Annotated in this window: 19 protein-coding genes and 1 tRNA gene; 10 read left to right on the top strand and 10 right to left on the bottom strand. The window is 57.1% G+C overall.

Going from position 1 to position 19,527, the window contains the following annotated elements:
- Positions 1 to 4 precede the first annotated feature (4 nt).
- The 3 genes from J7413_RS05755 to J7413_RS05745 form a co-directional block, all read right to left on the bottom strand.
- Positions 5 to 2,206, bottom strand: coding sequence for a bifunctional diguanylate cyclase/phosphodiesterase (locus J7413_RS05755; RefSeq protein WP_209097112.1), 2,202 nt, complete (start codon positions 2,204 to 2,206; stop codon positions 5 to 7).
- A 289-nt stretch (positions 2,207 to 2,495) separates the two neighbouring features.
- Positions 2,496 to 2,571 (bottom strand) — tRNA-Ala (locus J7413_RS05750).
- 107 nt (positions 2,572 to 2,678) lie between these two features.
- On the bottom strand, positions 2,679 to 3,005 hold the full coding sequence (locus J7413_RS05745; RefSeq protein ID WP_209058958.1) for a TIGR02300 family protein: 327 nt from the start codon (positions 3,003 to 3,005) through the stop codon (positions 2,679 to 2,681).
- Positions 3,006 to 3,113: 108 nt separating this feature from the next.
- On the opposite strand from J7413_RS05745, the gene J7413_RS05740 reads away from it, so the two are divergent.
- Both J7413_RS05740 and J7413_RS05735 read left to right on the top strand, forming a co-directional pair.
- A complete protein-coding gene (locus tag J7413_RS05740; RefSeq protein ID WP_209097111.1) occupies positions 3,114 to 3,809 on the top strand; it encodes a SprT family zinc-dependent metalloprotease in 696 nt (231 codons plus the stop codon).
- A 55-nt stretch (positions 3,810 to 3,864) separates the two neighbouring features.
- Complete coding sequence (locus tag J7413_RS05735) at positions 3,865 to 4,518, top strand: GntR family transcriptional regulator (protein WP_209097110.1); 654 nt, start codon at positions 3,865 to 3,867, stop codon at positions 4,516 to 4,518.
- A 173-nt stretch (positions 4,519 to 4,691) separates the two neighbouring features.
- On the opposite strand, the gene J7413_RS05730 is transcribed toward J7413_RS05735, so the two are convergent.
- Positions 4,692 to 5,654: an acetyl-CoA carboxylase carboxyltransferase subunit alpha gene (locus J7413_RS05730; RefSeq protein WP_209097109.1), complete on the bottom strand. Its 963-nt coding sequence runs from the start codon at positions 5,652 to 5,654 to the stop codon at positions 4,692 to 4,694.
- A 210-nt stretch (positions 5,655 to 5,864) separates the two neighbouring features.
- On the opposite strand from J7413_RS05730, the gene J7413_RS05725 reads away from it, so the two are divergent.
- Positions 5,865 to 6,704 (top strand): AraC family transcriptional regulator, encoded by an 840-nt coding sequence (locus J7413_RS05725; protein ID WP_209097108.1) that lies wholly within the window; start codon positions 5,865 to 5,867, stop codon positions 6,702 to 6,704.
- An 11-nt stretch (positions 6,705 to 6,715) separates the two neighbouring features.
- Here the strand turns inward: J7413_RS05725 and J7413_RS05720 are convergent, their stop codons facing one another.
- On the bottom strand, positions 6,716 to 7,312 hold the full coding sequence (locus J7413_RS05720) for a LysE family translocator (protein WP_209097107.1): 597 nt from the start codon (positions 7,310 to 7,312) through the stop codon (positions 6,716 to 6,718).
- A 72-nt stretch (positions 7,313 to 7,384) separates the two neighbouring features.
- Between J7413_RS05720 and J7413_RS05715 the strand changes: the two genes are divergently transcribed.
- On the top strand, positions 7,385 to 7,837 hold the full coding sequence (locus J7413_RS05715; protein WP_209097106.1) for an Lrp/AsnC family transcriptional regulator: 453 nt from the start codon (positions 7,385 to 7,387) through the stop codon (positions 7,835 to 7,837).
- A 58-nt stretch (positions 7,838 to 7,895) separates the two neighbouring features.
- Here the strand turns inward: J7413_RS05715 and J7413_RS05710 are convergent, their stop codons facing one another.
- Positions 7,896 to 8,855 carry an L-malyl-CoA/beta-methylmalyl-CoA lyase gene (locus tag J7413_RS05710; protein WP_209097105.1) on the bottom strand — a complete coding sequence of 320 codons (960 nt, stop codon included), beginning with the start codon at positions 8,853 to 8,855 and terminating at the stop codon, positions 7,896 to 7,898.
- A gap of 308 nt (positions 8,856 to 9,163) precedes the next feature.
- Between J7413_RS05710 and dgcN the strand changes: the two genes are divergently transcribed.
- The 3 genes from dgcN (at position 9,164) to J7413_RS05695 (ending at position 12,203) form a co-directional block, all read left to right on the top strand.
- Complete coding sequence (dgcN, locus tag J7413_RS05705) at positions 9,164 to 10,165, top strand: N-acetyltransferase DgcN (protein ID WP_209097104.1); 1,002 nt, start codon at positions 9,164 to 9,166, stop codon at positions 10,163 to 10,165.
- 114 nt (positions 10,166 to 10,279) lie between these two features.
- Positions 10,280 to 11,245: an N-acetyl-D-Glu racemase DgcA gene (dgcA, locus tag J7413_RS05700; RefSeq protein ID WP_209097103.1), complete on the top strand. Its 966-nt coding sequence runs from the start codon at positions 10,280 to 10,282 to the stop codon at positions 11,243 to 11,245.
- A 97-nt stretch (positions 11,246 to 11,342) separates the two neighbouring features.
- A complete protein-coding gene (locus J7413_RS05695; protein WP_209097102.1) occupies positions 11,343 to 12,203 on the top strand; it encodes a D-amino-acid transaminase in 861 nt (286 codons plus the stop codon).
- A gap of 51 nt (positions 12,204 to 12,254) precedes the next feature.
- Here J7413_RS05695 and J7413_RS05690 read toward each other — a convergent pair whose 3' ends face one another.
- Both J7413_RS05690 and J7413_RS05685 read right to left on the bottom strand, forming a co-directional pair.
- Entirely contained in the window at positions 12,255 to 13,238 is a 984-nt protein-coding gene (locus J7413_RS05690; protein ID WP_209097101.1) for an NAD(P)H-quinone oxidoreductase, read from the bottom strand.
- Positions 13,239 to 13,417: 179 nt separating this feature from the next.
- On the bottom strand, positions 13,418 to 14,110 hold the full coding sequence (locus tag J7413_RS05685) for a COQ9 family protein (RefSeq protein WP_209097100.1): 693 nt from the start codon (positions 14,108 to 14,110) through the stop codon (positions 13,418 to 13,420).
- 120 nt (positions 14,111 to 14,230) lie between these two features.
- Between J7413_RS05685 and rpsU the strand changes: the two genes are divergently transcribed.
- Positions 14,231 to 14,437 (top strand): 30S ribosomal protein S21, encoded by a 207-nt coding sequence (gene rpsU, locus J7413_RS05680; protein ID WP_005614280.1) that lies wholly within the window; start codon positions 14,231 to 14,233, stop codon positions 14,435 to 14,437.
- 150 nt (positions 14,438 to 14,587) lie between these two features.
- Complete coding sequence (locus J7413_RS05675) at positions 14,588 to 15,661, top strand: adenylate/guanylate cyclase domain-containing protein (RefSeq protein WP_209097099.1); 1,074 nt, start codon at positions 14,588 to 14,590, stop codon at positions 15,659 to 15,661.
- On the opposite strand, the gene J7413_RS05670 is transcribed toward J7413_RS05675, so the two are convergent.
- A complete protein-coding gene (locus J7413_RS05670; RefSeq protein ID WP_209097098.1) occupies positions 15,658 to 17,751 on the bottom strand; it encodes a DEAD/DEAH box helicase in 2,094 nt (697 codons plus the stop codon). The genes J7413_RS05675 and J7413_RS05670 overlap by 4 nt on opposite strands.
- 258 nt (positions 17,752 to 18,009) lie before the next feature.
- Between J7413_RS05670 and yghU the strand changes: the two genes are divergently transcribed.
- Positions 18,010 to 18,879: a glutathione-dependent disulfide-bond oxidoreductase gene (gene yghU, locus J7413_RS05665; RefSeq protein WP_209097097.1), complete on the top strand. Its 870-nt coding sequence runs from the start codon at positions 18,010 to 18,012 to the stop codon at positions 18,877 to 18,879.
- A 64-nt stretch (positions 18,880 to 18,943) separates the two neighbouring features.
- Here the strand turns inward: yghU and J7413_RS05660 are convergent, their stop codons facing one another.
- Positions 18,944 to 19,402, bottom strand: coding sequence for an Lrp/AsnC family transcriptional regulator (locus J7413_RS05660; RefSeq protein WP_209097096.1), 459 nt, complete (start codon positions 19,400 to 19,402; stop codon positions 18,944 to 18,946).
- Positions 19,403 to 19,527 lie beyond the last annotated feature (125 nt).

The following is a 19,527-nucleotide window of genomic DNA, read 5'->3' as shown; positions in this document are numbered from 1 at the left end:
AGAACTAGCCGGATTTGCTTTGACGACCGTAAAGCGCAGTCAGCTCCGACAAAGGCATTGGCTTGGCAAAAAGAAACCCCTGTAACTCAGAGCAGCCAGACTCAGTAAGAAAATCATGCTGTTCCTTGGTTTCAACACCCTCCACCACAACTGTCATGCCGAGCACCTGTCCTAGGTTGATCATGGTCGACAGAAGGCCCTTTGCATCTTCAGACAGGTCAGGGCCGGACAGAAAGCTCTTGTCGATTTTCAGTGTCTGGAAGTCATACAAATGCAAGTAGCTGAGGCTGGAATAGCCGGTGCCAAAATCATCAAGTGCAAAACGCACGCCAATGTCTGTGAGCTCTTTCTGGACGGATTTGGTGTCGTCGATTCTGTCCAGAATCTCACGCTCTGTGATTTCGATAGTCAGCTGATCGGGGGGCAGCTTGCTCTGGGCCAGCAGTGTCCCGATCTCTTGCGGAAACCCTGCATTTAGCAATTGTGATGTGTTCACATTGATATTGACGCCAAAGTCCATCGGCCATTCGGCGGCATCCTTGATCGCGGTTTGGGTGACCCATCGGCTGATTTCGGGCATCAGCCCACTTGCCTCTGCCAATGGTAGGAAGCGATCCGGTGGAATGCGGCCACGCGACGGGTGGTTCCAGCGCAGAAGGGCTTCTGCGTGGGTAGGTTTGCCGTGCTGCGCGCATATGATCGGTTGGTAGAAGAGCTCAAGCTCGCCGTTTTGTACCGCTTTCTGGAGGTCGGCACGCAGGTCCCTGTTCTCTTTCAAGCTGGCGTCCATTGTTGGGTCGAAGACGGCGATGCCAAACTGGCTGATGTCTTTGGAGCGGTTCAGGGCCACATCAGCGGCACGTACGAGCTCTTCTATTGTGCTGCCATGCTCTGGGAAATAGGCCACGCCAGCGCTTGCGGATGTCTCAATCAGATGACCTTCAAACCGGAGCGGTTGTTTGAGGGCGAGCAAAACCTCCCTGAATTGCGCTTCGATTTCCGCTTGCTGCGCAAAGCCGCTCACAAGGATGAGGAATTCGTCTCCCCCAATCCGTCCTGCGATCTGATGTGTGCCGAGACGATCTGTGATGCGATTTGCGACGGAATGAACCAGATGGTCGCCGGCTGCATGCCCCCACGTGTCATTCACGTGCTTAAGGTTGTCCAAATCCAAATACACCAGCGCCTGTAGCTCCGTCGAGTGCGCTTCCAGAGCAGCTGTTGCGCGCGCGAAGAAATGGTCGCGCAGGGAAAAACCGGTGAGGTTGTCGTGGTCGGCGTCATAGCGTGACTGCAGTGCGATTTCCGCGAGTTTCTCTTGTGCCGCAGCGTTGCTACGCACCACCCGCCAGCTCAGCCACGTGATCGTGAGAATGAGCAATACCAAAAGCGGGGCCGCGGCGACGATGATGCGCGTGCCCTGTCCCATGGGTGGCCATGTGATGTAGCCAAGCGGCGCCCCGTTTTGGTCAGTGATCAGCAAAGCGTTTTGGTCTGCACGAATGCTTGACGCCTCTGAAACATCCACCAGGGAAACATTCGGGGATATCCGGGACAGTTTTGCTGGGTCCAAGACACATAGCGCTGTCAGGATGTAAGGTGGTTCATCAACCAGCGGTGCTGCGCCAGGGTCGGGGACGACGGCGTAACTCGCGGCGAGTGCGATGTGCTCTCCCCATCGCAGTGCATGGATCTCAGAGAGTTGGCGCAGTTTTCCAGAGAAATTGCTGTCAGAAGGGGTGCGCGTTCGCACCTCTGCTAAATAGGCGTTTCGAATCGTTTCTGCCGCTTCCCAGACACTTGGCATGTCTGAGCGTTCAATGGTTTGCGGAAGATCGTCTCGCGATAGGTCCTGAAATGCGATGCTGTCGTCTGGTGCAATCATGAACACGGCGCTGAAATTTGTTTCAGCCCCCATGTCACGGCCGAAGCGTTGTTCGACCCAAGGCAAATCGAAGTCGATCGAAACGTTGCGATAGGCGGCATCCGAAGCTGCGTAAGGTTTTAGAGCAGCGAGCATGCTGCTTTGAACGCGATCATACATCTGTACGACAAATCTGCTTTCACGAATGGCAGCGGTCTGTTCGGACACCCAAATTCGGTAAAACACAAAAACAAAGGCAACGATAACGGCCGCCAATGATAGAATCACAACAGAGCCCACAGGAGGCGAAAACGGCAGTTTCCCCAATCGCTTCTGCACCATGTGGGCCTTTCTTGGTTCCACAGCAGGGGCTGTGTCGCCCAGTGCTGCGCTTTCTAATGTCCAGCGCCTCAAGTCGGCTAAATGGGTGGGTCTATTTACATTCCGTTTCTAAAAATGTGCGGGAAAAGCCAAGTAAATTCAACGAAGAACTGTGTGCTTATTGTTTGTATTTGATCGATTTCCCGCCCCGCAGCGACAGACCAATGGTGCTTTCCATCGCAACAAACGCGTTTCCTCATAGCACAACACGCCGTTCAGAGCACCTGTGTTTGCTTGTCTATGGAGGGTTTGGTGGAGCCTAGGAGGATCGAACTCCTGACCTCTACAATGCCATTGTAGCGCTCTCCCAGCTGAGCTAAGGCCCCAAACCTGTCAGGCCTCTCAGCCTGTGTGCGCCTGATTAGGCGTATCCCGGGGCGGGTTCAAGCGAAAAATTCCGCCCCGGAGAAGTTTTTTGTCAGTTTTCTGACGATCAGCTGTCGTCGTCTTCTGAGGCCACGTCCGCGATCTCATCGAGCGAAACGTTGTCGTCCTCGTCATCGTCCAGAACATCATCTTCGAGGTCCAGATCAACGGCGTCGTCATCATCAAGCACGTCATCTGCATCGTCCAGATTGGCGGCTTTGGCTTTCAGTGTTGCGGCATCCTCGGCGTCTGCTGCAATCATGCGGCTTTTGCCCGCATCTACTTCCACGATGTCGCCTGTGTAGGGGCTGACAACGGGATCTTTGTTCAGGTCATAAAAACGCTTGCCAGTGGTTGGGCACACGCGTTTGACGCCCCATTCTTCTTTGGGCATGGGTAATCCCCTTCAATCGGTTGAGTCGCTCTCGACGGTTTGCGCCACGTGCCATATCAAGGGCCGCGTGTCAAAGGGTATCACAGGAAACGCGGCCAAGGAGCGTATATGACGCAACATATCATCCCCGGAACACCACCTTTAACGGTGGCGTTGCGTCAATCTGCACGCGCGCGGCGCATCAGCCTCCGGGTGTCGCGTTTGGATGGCAAGGTCACTCTGACTGTGCCTCGCGGCGTCAGTACGCGAGAGGCGCTCGGTTTTGCCGAGGAAAAGCAGGCCTGGCTGCGTCGACAGTTGGCGCAGCAACCTGAACAGGTGCTGGTTGCGCCGGGGGCCGTATTGCCCGTGGCTGGGCGGGATCGATTGGTTGTTGGGGCGACTGGACGGGGTGTTGTGCTGGGGCACGATGAGATTGCCGTGCCGGGGCGCCCGGATTTGGTCGGGCGCAAAGTACAGGGTTTTCTGAAAGAGCTGGCAAGGCATCGCCTGTCTGAAGCGGTGGATCACTATGCAGCGCTCTTGGGCAGACCTTACAGTCGTATGACGCTGCGGGACACGCGGTCACGGTGGGGATCCTGTTCATCGGCTGGGGCTTTAATGTTTTCATGGCGCTTGGTGATGGCTGCGCCAGATGTGTTGGATTATGTCGCTGCACACGAGGTGGCGCATTTGAAGGAGATGAACCACTCTCAGGCGTTTTGGGATGTTGTGGCGCGGCTTTATGGCCCCTACGAGGTGTCGCGCCGCTGGCTGCGGACCGATGGGCAAGTTTTGCACCGCTACAGGTTTGATGGCGCCTGATCATCTTTTGGGGTGAGCCATTGACGTGGCGGGGCTTTGTGATCACAACGGCACCATGATCCCACAACCACGCCCGTCTCAAGATCAATCCACTTCAGCGCATGACCGCGTTTACCGCGCGTTGCGCACAAAAATCATGTATGGCGAATTGGCGCCAGCCGAAGCGTTGACCCTGCGCGGGATTGGCAAAGACTATGAGGTCTCCATGACGCCTGCGCGCGAAGCCGTGCGACGGCTGGTTGCGGAAGGCGCGCTGACGCTCTCAAGCTCTGGGCGGGTGGCGACGCCCGAACTTTCAAGTGAGCGATTGGAAGAACTTGCGGCACTGCGTGCGCTGATAGAGGTGGAGCTTGCGAGCCGCGCTTTGCCCCGCGCCCATATGGCTTTGATTGATCGGTTGACAGCGATCAACAGCACGGTGGCGGATGCGGTGAGTAAGCGGGATGCTGTGGGCTACATACGCGCCAATTTGGATTTTCACCGCACGCTGTATCTGCGCGCGCAGGCGCCGGCGATGTTGGCAATGGCGGAGACAGTTTGGCTACAGCTTGGCCCGACCATGCGCGCGCTTTACGGGCGGTTGCGCCGCACAGAGCCGCCACATTACCATCGCCTGATCATCGCTGCGCTTAAGGCCGGAGATGAGCCGGGGCTGAGGCTCGCTGTGCGCTCTGATGTGACGCAAGGCCTTCGGCTTCTGGCGCGCTGAACGGACTGCTTATCCCGGCTGGGCGTGGTCGGGTGCTTGTTCGCGCAACATGTCATTGAGGTGGGCGTATGTAGCCAAATACTGCAGTTAAAGATGTCTGTGCAGTATCGCTTGCCTATCGATGGCAATCCGGAGTGGTGCTCCGGATTGCGCGTCTGCATTCAGGGGGGCTCTTATGCGGCCAAGCCCTTGGCGCCAATGTTCAGGAACTTCTTGCGACGGTTGGCGATCAGCTCTTCTGCGGGCATGTTTTCCAGTTCGCCAAGCATATCAGCAATGGCTTTGCGCACATTGTCCATGGTCGCTGCACGGTCGCGATGTGCGCCGCCAGTGGGCTCTGTAATGATTCGATCTGCCACACCGAGCTGATGCAAATCTTGCGCAGTCACCCGCAGAGCTTCGGCGGCTTCGCGCATCTTGGTGCTGTCTTTCCAGAGAATCGAAGCGCAGCCTTCGGGGCTGATCACCGAGTAGACAGAGTGCTCAAGCATTGCGACCCGGTTTGCCGTCGCAAAGGCCACAGCCCCACCAGATCCGCCTTCGCCAATGATGACAGATACCAACGGCACGCCGATTTGCAGACACATTTCGGTGGAGCGCGCGATCGCCTCTGATTGGCCGCGCTCTTCGGCGCCTTTGCCCGGGTACGCACCCGCCGTGTCCACCAAGGTGACAACAGGTAGGCCAAATCGACCGGCCATTTCCATCAGGCGCACCGCTTTGCGATAGCCCTCTGGGCGCGCCATGCCAAAGTTGTGGGCGATGCGGGACTTGGTGTCGTTGCCCTTTTCCTGACCGATCACCATCACGGGTTTGCCGTCAAAGCGTGCAAGACCGCCCATGACGGCCAGATCATCCGCAAAGTTCCGGTCGCCAGCGAGTGGCGTGTAGTCGGTGAAAAGCGTGTTGATATAGTCGCCACAGTGCGGCCGCTCCGGATGGCGCGCCACCTGACATTTCCGCCATGGCGTCAGGTCCTTGTAAAGCTCTTCCAGCAGATCGGCGGCCTTGCGGTCCAGTGCCGCAGCCTCGTCGCTCACGTCCATCTCTTCGTTCTGGCGCGCCAGTGCACGCAGTTCTTCGGCTTTGCCTTCGATCTCTGCGAGTGGCTTTTCGAAGTCGAGATAGTTGGTCATTGGGCACTCCCGGCGCAGTCTGTACGTCATCGCTATATGACGCTGACGGAGGGTAATTGCAACGGTGCGCGCCATGGACGCGCTATGGAATTGGGCCTTTGCGCAAGTTAGCAAGATTTGTGAATTGGCTTCATGTCATCTGGGTTGTGTCAGGATCGCTTGTGATGCTGCCCTGCAAACCTGAACCACGTGCAATGGGAGTTGCCATCAATGGCTGCCAGCTACGAAGATCGGATCCTTAGGGTTTTGGCCTATATCCATGACAATACCGATGGAGATCTGTCACTGGATGCGCTCGCGGATGTGGCGGCTATGTCTCGGTTTCACTGGCATCGCGTGTTTCACGCATTGACCGGTGAAACCTGTGCACAGGCGGTGCGTCGTATTCGTCTGCATCGCGCTGCGATTTGGTTGGCGCAGGGCGAAATGTCTCTGCCGGAAATCGCCAGGCGTGCAGGGTATGGCAAGCAGGGCAGCTTTTCGCGCGCGTTTTCTGACGCTTATGGCCTCAGCCCCTCCGCCTATCGCGCAGAGGGTCAGGTGGCATTGCTCAACCCAGATTTAAAAACAGGACGTTACCCCATGCATGATGTAGATATTCGCAATGAACCTCGCCGCCGTTTGGTCGGATTGCCACACAAAGGCGCCTATCATGAGATTGGCAAAAGTTTCGAAGCCTTCGGGGCCATGTGTGAAAGCCGCAATCTCTGGCCTAATACACGCGCGGTGATCGCGGTGTATCGGGACAGCCCCGAGGTTGTGCCCGAGGCGGAGCTGCGCAGCTTGGCCGGTGCCGAGTTTGTTGGAGAAGGCACGCCGGAAGGAATGGAAGACTTTGCGCTTCCGGGCGGGAAAACTGCGGTGCTGACCTACAAGGGGCCATATTCCGGCATAACCGCGGCCTATCATTCGCTCTATGGCAATTGGCTGCCTGCGTCTGGCGAGGAGCCCGCAGATCAGCCATGTTATGAGATCTATCTCAACAATCCCCGTGATACGGCGCCAGAGGACCTGATCACGGAGATCTGCATGCCATTGGCAGAGAAGTAAAGCGCGTGGCCTCAGCCGGAGAACACCACCGGGTAAAGAGAGGCCACAAGCAGCGCCGCCATTGTCCAGTTGAACGCCATGAGGCGGGCAGGGGAGGTCAGCAGGCGGCGCATTTGCTGACCCAAAACGATCCAGCTTGAAATGCAAGGCAGGTTCACAGCCCCAAAGGCCGCTGCGACGAGCAAGATTGCCACAACGCTGCGATCTGGAGCATAAAGTGTGATCGCAGTAAGCGCCATCGTCCATGTTTTGGGATTGACCCATTGGAACACTGCCGCCTGCAAAAAGGTCATCGGCGTGCCAGTTGTCTCGGTCTCGTCAGGCGCACCTGAGCGTGCGATTTTGAAGGCAAGCCACATCAGGTACCCCACCGATGCAACGGTCAATACAGTGTGTGCCATAGGGATGTGGTCAAAAACCTGCATCAGGCCAAGACCTACGAGGGCGACCATCACAACAAAGCCGACACCGACCCCCAGCATATGGGGAATCGTGCGGGCGAACCCAAAGTTCGCACCAGAGGCCATCAGCATTAGGTTGTTGGGGCCTGGCGTGATTGTGGAGACAAAGGCAAAGAGGAGGAGGGCGGTAAGTACATCGTTGGTCATTTCGGCAATTTCGCGCACCTCGCACGCTATTTGATTGCGTTTTTGTGCGTCTGCAATTTATTTACACAACCTATGACTAAGTTGGATCAAATTGACGAACATATATTGCGTGAGTTGTCACGCGATGGACGGATGAGCAATCTGGCCCTGGCAGAGAAGGTCGGCCTGTCGCCTTCTGCGTGTCTGCGCCGTGTCGCGGCACTGGAGAAGGCTGGCATTATCACTGGGTACCGCGCCGTGCTTGACCGCGCCGCGTTGGGCTCAGGATTTGTGGCCTACATCACGGTTGGGTTGAGTAAGCACACCAAAGATGCGCAAAAGGCGTTTGAGCGTGCCATGTCCCACGCACCGGAAGTGCGGGAATGTCACAATATCACCGGGCAGAAGGAATATCTGCTGCGGGTCGAGGCTGCGGATCTCGCAGCCTATAAGTCGTTTCACACAGATGTGCTGGGCACTGTGCCACAGGTGGTGTCGATCACCAGCTATGTGGTGATGGGCTCTCCCAAGGATGAGCGGGCATAAGGGGCGGCAAAAGGCCCCGCCGGACCGGCGAGGCCTTTTGATCAGGTCATGACTGACCTTAGCTGGCTGCGATCAGTTCGGCTTGTGCCACGATCACTTCGGCCTGTTTGATCGATGCGATATCCACCAACCGCCCTTTGTAGACCGTGGCGCCTTCACCATTGGCTTTGGCCTGCTCCATCGCCGCGAGAATTTCGCGCGCCTCGGTGACAGCCGCTTCAGATGGGGTGAAAACCTCATTGGCCAGTGCAATCTGTTTGGGGTGAATGGCCCATTTGCCGACCATACCCAGCGTTGCAGAGCGTTTGGCCTGCGCGATGTAGCCTTCGTCGTCAGAGAAGTCACCAAATGGTCCATCGACTGGCAGCACACCATGTGTGCGACAGGCCGCGACGATCGCTGCCTGCGCCCAGTGCCACGGATCAGACCAGTGTTTCTGCCCGTCACGCAGCATGTAGTAATTTTCCTGCGTGCCGCCGATGCCCGTGGTTTGCATGCCCATAGAGGCGGCAAAATCTGCCGCGCCGAGGCTCATGGCTTCCAAGCGTGGGGAGGCTGCTGCAATCTCTTCCACATGGGCGATGCCCGCGGCTGATTCGATGATAACTTCAAAAGCAATCGGCTTTGTGCGCCCCTTAGCGCGCTCAATCGCCGTGACCAACGCATCCACAGCATAGATGTCTTCGGCACAGCCCACTTTGGGGATCATAATCTGATCAAGGCGCTCGCCAGCTTGTTCGAGCAGGTCCACTACATCGCGGTACCAGTATGGTGTGTCCAACCCGTTGATGCGCACAGAAATGGTCTTGGTGCCCCAGTCTACAGTGTTGATCGCGTCAATCGCGTTTGCGCGTGCCGTGTCTTTGTCCGTGGGGGCTACAGAATCCTCCAGATCAATATTGATCACATCAGCTGCCGAAGCGGCCATCTTTGCGAACAGTTTTGTGTTGGAGGCAGGGCCAAACAACTGACAACGATTGGGGCGGGCTGGGGCGGCAGGCTGGATACGGAAGCTCATCTCTGTCGGTCTCTCGGTAATGAAATTACATTCTGGGTCCCGTTTGTGGTATGAAGTTGCGCCGCCTTTCGCAAGGATATTTTGCACATGCGGCGATGCGACGCCGCGTTGCAGCGCAATCGGCGCACCAGCGGAGAGGTTGCTGTGATGTCATCAAGATGTAGAAGAAAATTCACAAAAGACGTCCCGTCTTGAATGAATCTTCGAAGTCGGAAGGGATTTGAGCAGGCTTCACAAGGAAATTGCATCAAAATTCGCAGATTATAGGTCAACAAGACTTACGCGATGACGATAGGGAAGGACGCGCGATGATCGAGACACCGTATCTACTGTTTTTGGGTGACGCGCCTGACCAGCTGGCGGGCAAAGTGGCGCAGGGCATCAAGGACTGGCGCCCGGAAAATGCCGTTGGGCAGTTCCGCATGGAGGGCTGCAAGGCCGATATGGGCCTGACAGACATGACGCTGGTTGAGGCGCGCGAAGCGGGGGCCAAAACTCTGGTGATCGGCGTGGCCAACCGTGGCGGCGTGATTTCCCAAGAGTGGAAAAAAGTGCTGGTGATGGCGCTGGAAGAGGGCTTTGATCTGGCATCTGGTCTGCACAATCTGCTGCGTGACGAGCCTGATCTGGTGGCCGTGGCCGAAGCAACGGGCCGCACTTTGCATGATGTGCGTGTGCCTGAAGTGGACTATCCGATTGCCAACGGCAAAACACGCAGCGGCAAGCGCTGCCTTGCGGTGGGCACCGACTGTTCCGTTGGCAAGATGTACACGGCGCTTTGCATGGATGCGGAAATGCGCAAGCGCGGCATGAAATCTTCGTTCCGCGCCACTGGTCAGACGGGCATTTTGATCACCGGCGACGGCGTGCCATTGGATGCGGTGATTGCCGACTTCATGGCCGGTTCTGTGGAATGGCTCACACCTGACAACGACGAAGATCACTGGGATCACATCGAAGGTCAGGGCAGCCTGTTCCATGTGTCTTATTCTGGTGTGACCATGGCGTTGATCCATGGTGGCCAGCCAGACGCGTTGGTTTTGGCACATGAACCCACACGCACGCACATGCGTGGCCTGCCAGATTACGATCTGCCAACTCTGAAACAGCTGCGCGACACAGCGTTGCCGCTGGCCAAAGTGTCTAACCCTGCGTGCGAAGTTGTTGGCATTTCCATCAACACCCAGCACATGGCAGAGGACGAAGCCAAAGCCTATCTTGCTGAAGTTGAGGCAGAAATGGGCCTGCCCGCCACTGATCCGTTCCGCTTTGGTGCGGGCAAACTGGTGGATGCGCTGGCCGCACTGTAAGTTGGCTTAGACCAAGCCGGGGGCGCTGCCCCCGGACCCCCGGGATATTTTGGGCAAGAGGAAGAGGCGCGCCCTGTGTATCGCGCCCTTCAGTCACAGGACTTAGAGGACCGCATGAAAATCACCGTCACCCCCGATGTGTTCAAACTGGCGCAGGTGTTCACCATTTCGCGCGGCTCCCGCACCGAAGCCAAAGTGCTGACTGTGCGCGTCGAAGAAAACGGCGTTGTTGGCTGGGGCGAATGCGTGCCCTATGCGCGCTACGATGAAACACTGGAAAGTGTGACGGAAGAGATCGAAGGCCTGCCCGCAAAGATTGATCGCGAAGCTCTCTACGATTTGTTGCCGGCAGGGGCCGCACGCAATGCGGTGGACTGCGCGCTTTGGGATCTGGAGTGCAAACAGGCTGGTAAGCGGGCTTGGGATCTGGCCGGACTGCCAAAGCCGGGGCCAGAAATCACCGCCTATACGCTGTCGCTGGCGGCCCCTGCCGATATGCAGGCGCAAGCGGCAAAAAATGCGCATCGCCCATTGTTGAAAATCAAACTTGGCACCCCCGATGACATGCCAAGGCTGGAGGCTGTGCGGGCTGGTGCGCCGAAGTCCACAATCATTGTGGATGCCAACGAAGGTTGGAGCGCGGAGGTCTATGCTGATCTGGCGCCGCACCTTGTACGCCTTGGTGTTGCCTTGGTGGAACAACCGCTGCCTGCGGGCGAAGATGACGCCTTGATCGGCATGGAGCGCCCTGTGCCGGTTTGCGCCGACGAAAGTGCACATGACTGCACAAGCCTGCCAAAGCTCAAAGGCAAATATGATGTGGTGAACATCAAACTTGATAAAACCGGTGGCCTGACAGAAGCATTGCGTCTGCGTGAGGCGGCAGTGGCTGAAGGCTATAAGGTGATGGTGGGCTGTATGGTGGGCTCTAGCCTGGCGATGGCCCCCGCGACCTTGCTGGCGCAGGGGGCTATGGTCACTGATCTCGATGGGCCGCTGTTGCTTGGCGAAGATCGCGACACACCGCTGTTGTTTGATGACAAAGGCGTACATCCGCCCAATGTCGCGCTTTGGGGCTGATTGAGACCTCGTTTTCCAGATTTTTGTTCCATTGCGAAGGGGCGTGGCGTACACGCATCGCGGTGGAGTTGAAACAACCCGTAAGGAGCATCCAATCATGACCCGCACCGTCTATGTGAACGGCGAATACCTGCCAGAAACCGAAGCCACAGTCTCTATCTTTGACCGGGGATTCCTGATGGCGGACGCGGTGTATGAGGTGACCAGTGTTCTGGGCGGCAAACTGATTGATTTTGAAGGCCATGCGGTGCGTCTCAAGCGCTCTCTGGATGAGCTGGACATGGCGGAACCCTGCACCAAGGAAGAGCTATTGGAGATCCATCGCAAGTTGGTGGAGCTGAACGAGATCGACGAAGGGTTGATTTATCTTCAGGTCACACGCGGCTCTGATGGGGATCGTGATTTTGTTTTCCCAAGCGAAGATACAAAGCCGACCACCGTGCTGTTCACGCAGAACAAACCTGGTCTGGCTGACAGCCCAGCCGCCAAGAAAGGCGCCAAGATCATCTCGATCGAGGACATCCGCTGGGGCCGTCGCGACATCAAAACCGTGCAGCTGCTTTACCCCTCCATGGGCAAGATGATGGCAAAGAAAGCAGGCGCAGATGATGCGTGGATGATCGAAGACGGTTATGTGACTGAAGGCACCTCCAACAATGCCTATTTCGTCAAAGATGGTGTGATCGTGACTCGCCCGCTGTCCAACGACATCCTGCACGGCATCACCCGCAAGGCGGTGCTGCGGATGGCCGCAGAAGCGCAGCTAAAGATCGAAGAGCGCCTGTTCACCATTGAGGAAGCCAAAGAGGCGGATGAGGCGTTCACCACCTCTGCGTCTGCCTTTGTCATGCCGGTTGTGGAAATCGACGGTATCGCGCTGGGGGATGGCTCACCGGGACCAATCGCGAAACGTCTGCGTGAGATTTACTTGGACGAGAGCCGCAAGGCAGCCATCTAAGCGCGCACGACATTCAGAAGAAAAGCCGCCTCTTGAGGCGGCTTTTTTGATTTATGCGACTTTCATTACAATCTTACCGATGTGACCGCTGCTTTCCATGCGTTGATGCGCGGCGGTGGCCTCGCTCAAGGCAAATTCACTGTCCATCACCGGCGCAACTTGGCCAGAGGACAGCAGTGGCCACACATCTCGTAGCAGCGCCTCGGCGATCTTGGCTTTTGCCAGATCGCTTTGCGGGCGCAGAGTGGAGCCGGTGATCGTGAGACGCCGCATCATGACTTGCGCAAAGTTCAATTCGACCTTTGGACCCTGAAGAAAGGCAATTTGCACAAGCCTGCCCTCATCAGAAAGGCATTTCACATTGCGCGGCAGGTAGTCGCCCCCGACCATATCAAGGATCAGGTTTGCGCCCCCTTCCGCGCGCAGGATCTCGACAAAATCCTCAGTGCGATAGTTGATGGCGCGTTCAGCCCCCAGATTGAGGCAGGCCTGACATTTCTCATCCGAACCCGCCGTCGCAAAGACGCGCGCGCCAAAGGCGTTTGCCAGCTGAATTGCGGTTGTGCCAATGCCGGAGGAACCGCCATGCACCAGAAACCGCTCGCCTGCTTTTAATGCGCCACGTTGGAACACGTTGGAATAGACGGTGAAAAAGGTTTCAGGCAGGCAGGCCGCTTCTTTGAGGTCCATCCCTTCAGGAATTGGCAAGCAGTGAGTGGCGGGGGTGAGCGCATATTCGGCGTAGCCCCCCCCCGGCAACAGTGCACAGACCTCATCACCGATTGACCAGATCGTCACACCGGGACCTACGGCTGCAATGGTGCCCGAGGCTTCCAGTCCGGGCAGGTCAGAGGCATTGGCGGGCGGATTGTAGAGCCCTGCACGTTGCAAAACGTCAGGGCGGTTCACACCTGCATAGGCGATCTTGATCAGCACTTCGCCAGCACCGGGTACAGGAATAGGGCGATCGGCCATCTGCAGCACGTCGGCTGCGCCGGGTTTGGTGATTTCAACGGCGCGCATGGTCTCTGTCATGATCTGTCCCTTTTGGTCTCGCGTGTTGGAAAGTTTGTAGCAGAGCAAGCGTCGCCACGCACAGAGCCTTTTGGGCAGTGACGTGAGGGATTTGAACAACGCGAAGCGCGCGGCACTCGCCGCTGCAAGCGGCGACCACCCTGTGATACTGTTAGAATGAAAAGTTTGAGCGCTGGTTCTTAACGTGATGGCGGTGTCCAGCTGCCCGGCATGTTCTTGGGCAAATCGGGCGCGCGGAACTTTGACATGGCCACAAGCGGGGCGTTCATCAATTTGCCTAGCGGGCTCTTGTTGAACTGCGCTTTGGTTTTTTCAAACTGCATCACATTCTCGATGCGCCGGTCCAGAAACGCCCAGGTGGCGGTGTTGCCTTCGCTGTCATCCCCCAGCCAGTAGAGAACGGTGGCGGAATAGACCGCAGAAAGCGTTGCACGCTTGGTGTACCAATTCAGATCACGCGAACTGTCGCCGATGGCATTCCAAATGGCATCCGCCGTGCCCCAGATCAGCTGCGCGCCGGTCGCGGCGTGCTGTGGCAGGGCAAAAAGCGTAGAGCCACGGCGCACCAGCTCGCGATCCGGGCACAGCTCAAGGCGCAGACGCACCGCATGGGTGATCTTTTCTCGGATCTTCATCTCCGCCAGTGCTACATCTGTCAGGGCCTCGACCATCTGAGAATCACCGCGCTTGTGAAACGCCACGGCCAGGTCCACCGCGCCGCGCGGACAGATCGCGCGCGCAACCGTCGCGTCGACACCACTGTCTGCGATGGCTGCTGTAAAAGTGGCCTCAGACCAGCCATCAAAGGGCACATGCATCTCTGCCGCGTCCAGAAGGCGGGATTTTAGGTCAGTTGTGGGGGTGTCCGTCATGGGTTTTCTCCCTGTCGATACAGCGTTGCCCCCATACTAGACAAAGATGAAGTGACTTGCTATACGCCGGTCTCCTGCAATTTCATTGCAACTCAAACTTAGAAAGGTGGTGAAAACCACATGCAGGTTAGTGTTCGTGACAATAACGTCGATCAGGCGCTTCGTGCCCTGAAGAAAAAGCTGCAGCGTGAAGGCGTCTTCCGCGAAATGAAGCTCAAGCAACATTTCGAAAAGCCGTCCGAGAAAAAAGCGCGCGAGAAGGCTGAAGCGATCCGCCGTGCCCGTAAACTGGCACGTAAGAAAGCACAGCGTGAAGGTTTGCTCTAAGCACACCTCTCCAGCTTGGACACAAGAATTGACGACCCCCATGGCCCGGCTATGGGGGTTTGTCTTTTTGATAACATGGCATTTAATGCTTAGGTGCCAGACAAGGCCGGGATTTCAGTAGCGGTCCCGACACAAAGATTGAGGGCAGCCATGTTATCTCGCAACCTGGGATCTTTCGTATTTGTGCTGACGGTGGGGGCCATCGTCGGCGCAGTATACAGCTATGTGCTCGCAGATATGATGGGCTGGGGGTTGGGCCTTCTGGCGCTGTGGCGAGGGGCCGTGCGCGGGGTCATCGTGGCCGCAATTGCCGTCGGCCTTGAGGTTTGGATCAGCAACAGTCCGGTGGGGCGCTGGCAACGCAGTCTAAAATTTCGCCGTGGGCTCGCGCTTCGGATGCTGATCACATGCTGTATTTTGCTGTTTTCGCTGGCCGCGACGCATCTTGTGCTGATCCGAGATAAAGACACCTATGTGATGTGGTTCCAGCAGGGTTTGTTCCCGGACTTCCTGTTTGCCTTCTGCACAGGCATTTTTATTCAGTTCATGTTGCAGGCACGGCGTTTGATTGGCGGGCGTACGCTCACATACTTCTTACTTGGTCGCTACGCACGCCCCACTGAGGAGCGCCGCATTTTTGTGCTGGCGGATCTGAAAGGCTCAACGTCCATCACCGAAAAGCTTGGCGATCAGAAAGCGTTGGAAATGATCACTGGGTTTTTCTTGGACATCGATCCTGTGATCACCAAGCGTCAGGGCGTGATCCACAACTATGTTGGGGATGAGGTCATCATGAGCTGGCTGGATCGCGGACCGGATGGCAATATGCGTCTGCTGCAGTGCATTGATGAGATTTTTCAAATCGTGGCGGCGCGTCATGATCACTACATGAACAAATACGGCGTCGCGCCTTCATTGCGCATGGGGATCGCTGGCGGGCCCGTCGCCGTTGGGGAATGTGGGTGGGAGAAGCGTCAGGTGGTCTACATCGGTGACACGATCAACCGTGCCAAACGCCTGCAAGAGGCCTGCAAGGCGCATGGGCTGTCGGTGATTTTGGATGCAGAAACCGCCAATGACATCACACTGCCTATGGGGTTGGGATTGGCGCAGGTGGAAGAAACCACCCTGCGGGGGCGGGCCAGTGCCACGCAGATGCTGACATTGACCGCGCCAGACGGCAGCGCCCTTGAGGCGCTGACGCCAGAGACTATGCCGGCTTAACCGCGCTGTTTGCCTTTAGCGGCTGCAGATGCCGCCGCCGCACGACGTGCTTTGTTTTTCTTGCTGTTGGCTTTGCCTTTGGGAGGCGGTGGGCCTTTGGGTTTGTCGCCGCCCTTGCGGTGCGGTTTGGCATCGCTCAATGCGCCATCCGCCATTGCGCGCCAACGTGGTGCCGCGTTGCCGCCTGCGGCTGCACCATAGGCGGGTTTTGAACTCGCTTTGGGTTTGCCACCCTTGGCACCCGGCTTGGCCGCACCAGGTTTTGGCTTTTTCTGCCGCGGGGCCGGATCGTCGTTCCAGTCTACCGGAGCGGCAGATTTGTTGGGCTTTTCAGAAAATTTATCGCGTTTTGGCTTGTGAAAATCAGACTTTTCGCCGCGCTCAGGGCGGGTCTCGTCCCGGTCTTGGCGCGGTTTATCGAACTTTCCTTTGCCGCGATGGGGTTTGCCACCCTCTTTGCGCGGGCCTTTGCCGAAAGGTTTCTTACCTCCGTCTCGCCCTTCACGTGGGCTGCGCTCCAGCACCGGAGCATTCTCCATCTGCGTCAGCTTCGCGCCTTCTTCCAGCGTCATGTTCGGGCCAATCGCAGCGAGGAAGCCTGCCACACTGGTCTCCAGAACCTGCACATAGCTTTCTTCGGGGTTGATGCGGATCGCGCCAATGTCGTCTTTGGTCAGGTCGCCCAGCTTGCACAGCATTGGCAGCAGGCGACGCGGCTCAGCACCGGCTTTGCGACCACCGGAAATGGAGAACCAGACCGAGGGGCCAAAATCTTTGCGCGGCGCTGGCTTTGCATCGCTTTCCGAAATTTCTTCAGGAGCGGAATGTTTGGAATTGTAAAGCCGCAGATATGCCGCTGCCACTTGTTCAGGTGAAAATGTGCCAAGCAAAGACTCAATTAGCGACAATTCTGAGTCAGTTGGTTCCACAATCCAGTCTGGATCGGCAAACATACGCGCCTGATCCTGCGTGCTGACTTCTTCTGCAGAAGGTGCGCCAGACCATTCGGCTTCAAGCTTTGCCCACCGCAGCAGACGCTCTGCCTTTTTGCGGGATTTGCGGGTGACGATCAGCGCGGAGACCCCTTTGCGGCCTGCGCGTCCGGTCCGGCCAGAGCGATGCAGCAGAGTTTCGTGGTTGTTGGGCAGTTCGGCATGCACCACCAGATCGAGGTTGGGCAGGTCGATGCCGCGCGCAGCCACATCGGTTGCCACACAGACACGCGCACGTCCATCGCGCATCGCTTGCAGGGCGTGGGTACGCTCGGTCTGAGACAGCTCCCCAGACAGCGACACCACCTGAAAGCCCCGGTTGGAAAGGCGGGTTGTCAGGCGCGCCACCATTGCGCGGGTGTTGGCAAAGACAATCGCATTGGGCGCTTCATAAAAGCGCAGCGTGTTGATCACCGCGTTTTCCGCATCGCGATCCAACACGGTCATCGCACGATAGGTGATATCCGCGTGCTGCTTCTGCTCGGATTTGGTCTCCACGCGGATGGCGTCACGCTGATAGTTCTTGGCCAGCTCCGCGATCATTTTGGGAACAGTGGCGGAGAACAGCAGAGTCTGGCGCTCTTCCGGGACCTGCTCCAGTATGAATTCCAGTTCTTCGCGGAAGCCCAGATCCAGCATTTCATCGGCTTCATCCAGCACCACGGCGCGGATATCGAGCAGGTCAATCGAACCACGGTCAATGTGGTCGCGCAGACGACCGGGGGTTGCCACCACAATATGCGCCCCGCGCGCAAGTGCGCGGCGTTCATCGCGCATGTCCATGCCGCCGACACAGGAGGCCACACGCGCCCCGGCTTCGGCATAGAGCCAGGTCAGTTCGCGTTTGACCTGAAGCGCCAGTTCGCGGGTTGGTGCAATGACCAGCGCCAGCGGTGCGGCGGCGTCTTCAAAGGCGTCTGCCTCGCCCAAAATAGTGGAAGAGATCGCAAGGCCAAAGCCCAGTGTTTTGCCTGATCCGGTCTGCGCGGAAACAAGAAGGTCTTTGCCCGCAAGTTCCGGGGCCATAACGGCTTCCTGAACCTGGGTGAGTTTGTCATAGCCTTTGGCGTCAAGCGCGGCCTGAAGTGCGGTTTTCACGGTGATGTTCACTTTTCATCTGAGGAGTGCCAGCAGGACGGCGTCGGCGGGCTCCCTCAAAAACTGAACCGCTCTCATCATCATTTGTGGCAAGAAGCGCAGCACATAGACCAAAACGGATGGGCTGTATAGGTGTCTCTTCAGAGGGGCGGAGCTGGGTCCGAATCTGATGACAAACAATTTACTTCGAACGGTTTGAAAGTTGGGTGAAGTTCTTATGTTAACGACAACGCAATTTTATACACAGGGCGCGATCGCATGACTGAAACCTACACCCCCCCGAAAGTCTGGACTTGGGATTCTGAGAGCGGCGGCAAATTTGCCAGCATCAACCGCCCAATTGCTGGACCGACACATGACAAAGAGTTGCCACGCGGCGCGCATCCGTTTCAGCTTTATTCTCTGGCGACGCCCAACGGTGTGAAAGTCACCGTCATGCTCGAAGAGCTGTTGGCGGCAGGTCACAAAGGCGCGGAATATGACGCCTATCTCATCAACATCGGCGAAGGCGATCAGTTCGGCTCTGGTTTTGTGGATGTTAATCCGAACTCCAAAATCCCTGCGCTGATGGATCTGAGTGGCGACAAAGAAGTGCGCGTGTTTGAAAGCGGTGCCATTCTTCTGCATCTGGCCGAGAAATTTGACGCCTTTCTTGGCCCCAAGGAAAACCGCGCTGAAATGATCAGCTGGCTGTTCTGGCAGATGGGCAGCGCGCCATATCTGGGCGGTGGCTTTGGTCACTTCTACGCCTATGCGCCGGAGAAGTGGGAATACCCGATCAACCGCTTTGCCATGGAAACCAAGCGTCAGCTGGATGTGCTGAACCGCCAGCTGACGGAAAACAAGTACATCGCCGGTGATGAATACACGATTGCCGATATCGCGATCTGGTCCTGGTACGGTGCGCTGGCACTGGGGCGCCTTTATGAGGCGGCAGAGTTCCTCGATGTGGAAAGCTATGAACACGTGCAGCGCTGGGCCAAAGAGATCAACGACCGCCCTGCCGTGAAACGCGGTGTGATGGTCAACCGCAGCTGGGGCGATCTGGACAAGCAACTGCACGAACGTCACGCAGCCGAAGATTTCGACACCCGCACTCAGGACAAGCTTGAGCCTGCGGCGGAGTAAGCACTCTATTGGTTTAGACAACAGACGGGCGGTGCATCGGCGCCGCCCGTTTTGTATGTGGGGATCAAACCGGAAGTGCGGTTGTTTTAAACACTGTCCTTAGAGCAAAAGAGCTCTGCATCTGCGCCACACCGGGCAGTCGCGCGAGGTGTTGCCGGTGGATGCGGGCAAAGTCCTCGGTGTTTTCTGCAACGACCTTTAGGATGTAGTCCGCCGTCCCTGCCATCAGGTGACATTCCAGCACATCAGGAATACGCGCCACGGCTTTTTCGAATGCATCCAGAACCTCATCCGCTTGACCTGACAGGGTGATTTCCACAAAAACGGTTGTGGGCACGTCCATTTTGCGCGGATCCAATAGGGCCACATAATCCTTGATGTAGCCTTCGCTTTCCAGCCGATGCACGCGGCGGTGGCAGGCAGAGGCGGAGAGGTTCACTCGTTCCGACAGCTCTGCGTTGGATATGCGTCCTTGCTTTTGCAGCACTGTGAGGATGCGACGATCTGTCGGGTCGAGAGACATAATGTGAAAGCTCCTTGCGTGGTTTCCCTCATTATTCGAAGTTTCTTGCATTGGCGAGTTTTCATTTTGCCTAAAAATGAAGCACATTCATGCCTGCCCATCTTAACTTGACCTTAGGTTCAGTT

This window comes from Shimia sp. R10_1 (assembly GCF_017744095.1).
In the GTDB taxonomy this organism is placed as follows: Bacteria; Pseudomonadota; Alphaproteobacteria; order Rhodobacterales; family Rhodobacteraceae; genus Shimia.
The sequence above is the reverse complement of the archived record's forward strand: the minus strand, read 5'-3'. Positions and strand labels throughout refer to the sequence as shown.

Coding starts and splice junctions, on each gene's coding strand:
- J7413_RS05755 (WP_209097112.1), bottom strand. CDS start 2,206: ATGGTGCAGAAGCGATTGGGGAAACTGCCGTTTTCGCCTCCTGTGGGC.
- J7413_RS05745 (WP_209058958.1), bottom strand. CDS start 3,005: ATGCCCAAAGAAGAATGGGGCGTCAAACGCGTGTGCCCAACCACTGGC.
- J7413_RS05740 (WP_209097111.1), top strand. CDS start 3,114: ATGACGCAACATATCATCCCCGGAACACCACCTTTAACGGTGGCGTTG.
- J7413_RS05735 (WP_209097110.1), top strand. CDS start 3,865: ATGATCCCACAACCACGCCCGTCTCAAGATCAATCCACTTCAGCGCAT.
- J7413_RS05730 (WP_209097109.1), bottom strand. CDS start 5,654: ATGACCAACTATCTCGACTTCGAAAAGCCACTCGCAGAGATCGAAGGC.
- J7413_RS05725 (WP_209097108.1), top strand. CDS start 5,865: ATGGCTGCCAGCTACGAAGATCGGATCCTTAGGGTTTTGGCCTATATC.
- J7413_RS05720 (WP_209097107.1), bottom strand. CDS start 7,312: ATGACCAACGATGTACTTACCGCCCTCCTCCTCTTTGCCTTTGTCTCC.
- J7413_RS05715 (WP_209097106.1), top strand. CDS start 7,385: ATGACTAAGTTGGATCAAATTGACGAACATATATTGCGTGAGTTGTCA.
- J7413_RS05710 (WP_209097105.1), bottom strand. CDS start 8,855: ATGAGCTTCCGTATCCAGCCTGCCGCCCCAGCCCGCCCCAATCGTTGT.
- dgcN (WP_209097104.1), top strand. CDS start 9,164: ATGATCGAGACACCGTATCTACTGTTTTTGGGTGACGCGCCTGACCAG.
- dgcA (WP_209097103.1), top strand. CDS start 10,280: ATGAAAATCACCGTCACCCCCGATGTGTTCAAACTGGCGCAGGTGTTC.
- J7413_RS05695 (WP_209097102.1), top strand. CDS start 11,343: ATGACCCGCACCGTCTATGTGAACGGCGAATACCTGCCAGAAACCGAA.
- J7413_RS05690 (WP_209097101.1), bottom strand. CDS start 13,238: ATGACAGAGACCATGCGCGCCGTTGAAATCACCAAACCCGGCGCAGCC.
- J7413_RS05685 (WP_209097100.1), bottom strand. CDS start 14,110: ATGACGGACACCCCCACAACTGACCTAAAATCCCGCCTTCTGGACGCG.
- rpsU (WP_005614280.1), top strand. CDS start 14,231: ATGCAGGTTAGTGTTCGTGACAATAACGTCGATCAGGCGCTTCGTGCC.
- J7413_RS05675 (WP_209097099.1), top strand. CDS start 14,588: ATGTTATCTCGCAACCTGGGATCTTTCGTATTTGTGCTGACGGTGGGG.
- yghU (WP_209097097.1), top strand. CDS start 18,010: ATGACTGAAACCTACACCCCCCCGAAAGTCTGGACTTGGGATTCTGAG.
- J7413_RS05660 (WP_209097096.1), bottom strand. CDS start 19,402: ATGTCTCTCGACCCGACAGATCGTCGCATCCTCACAGTGCTGCAAAAG.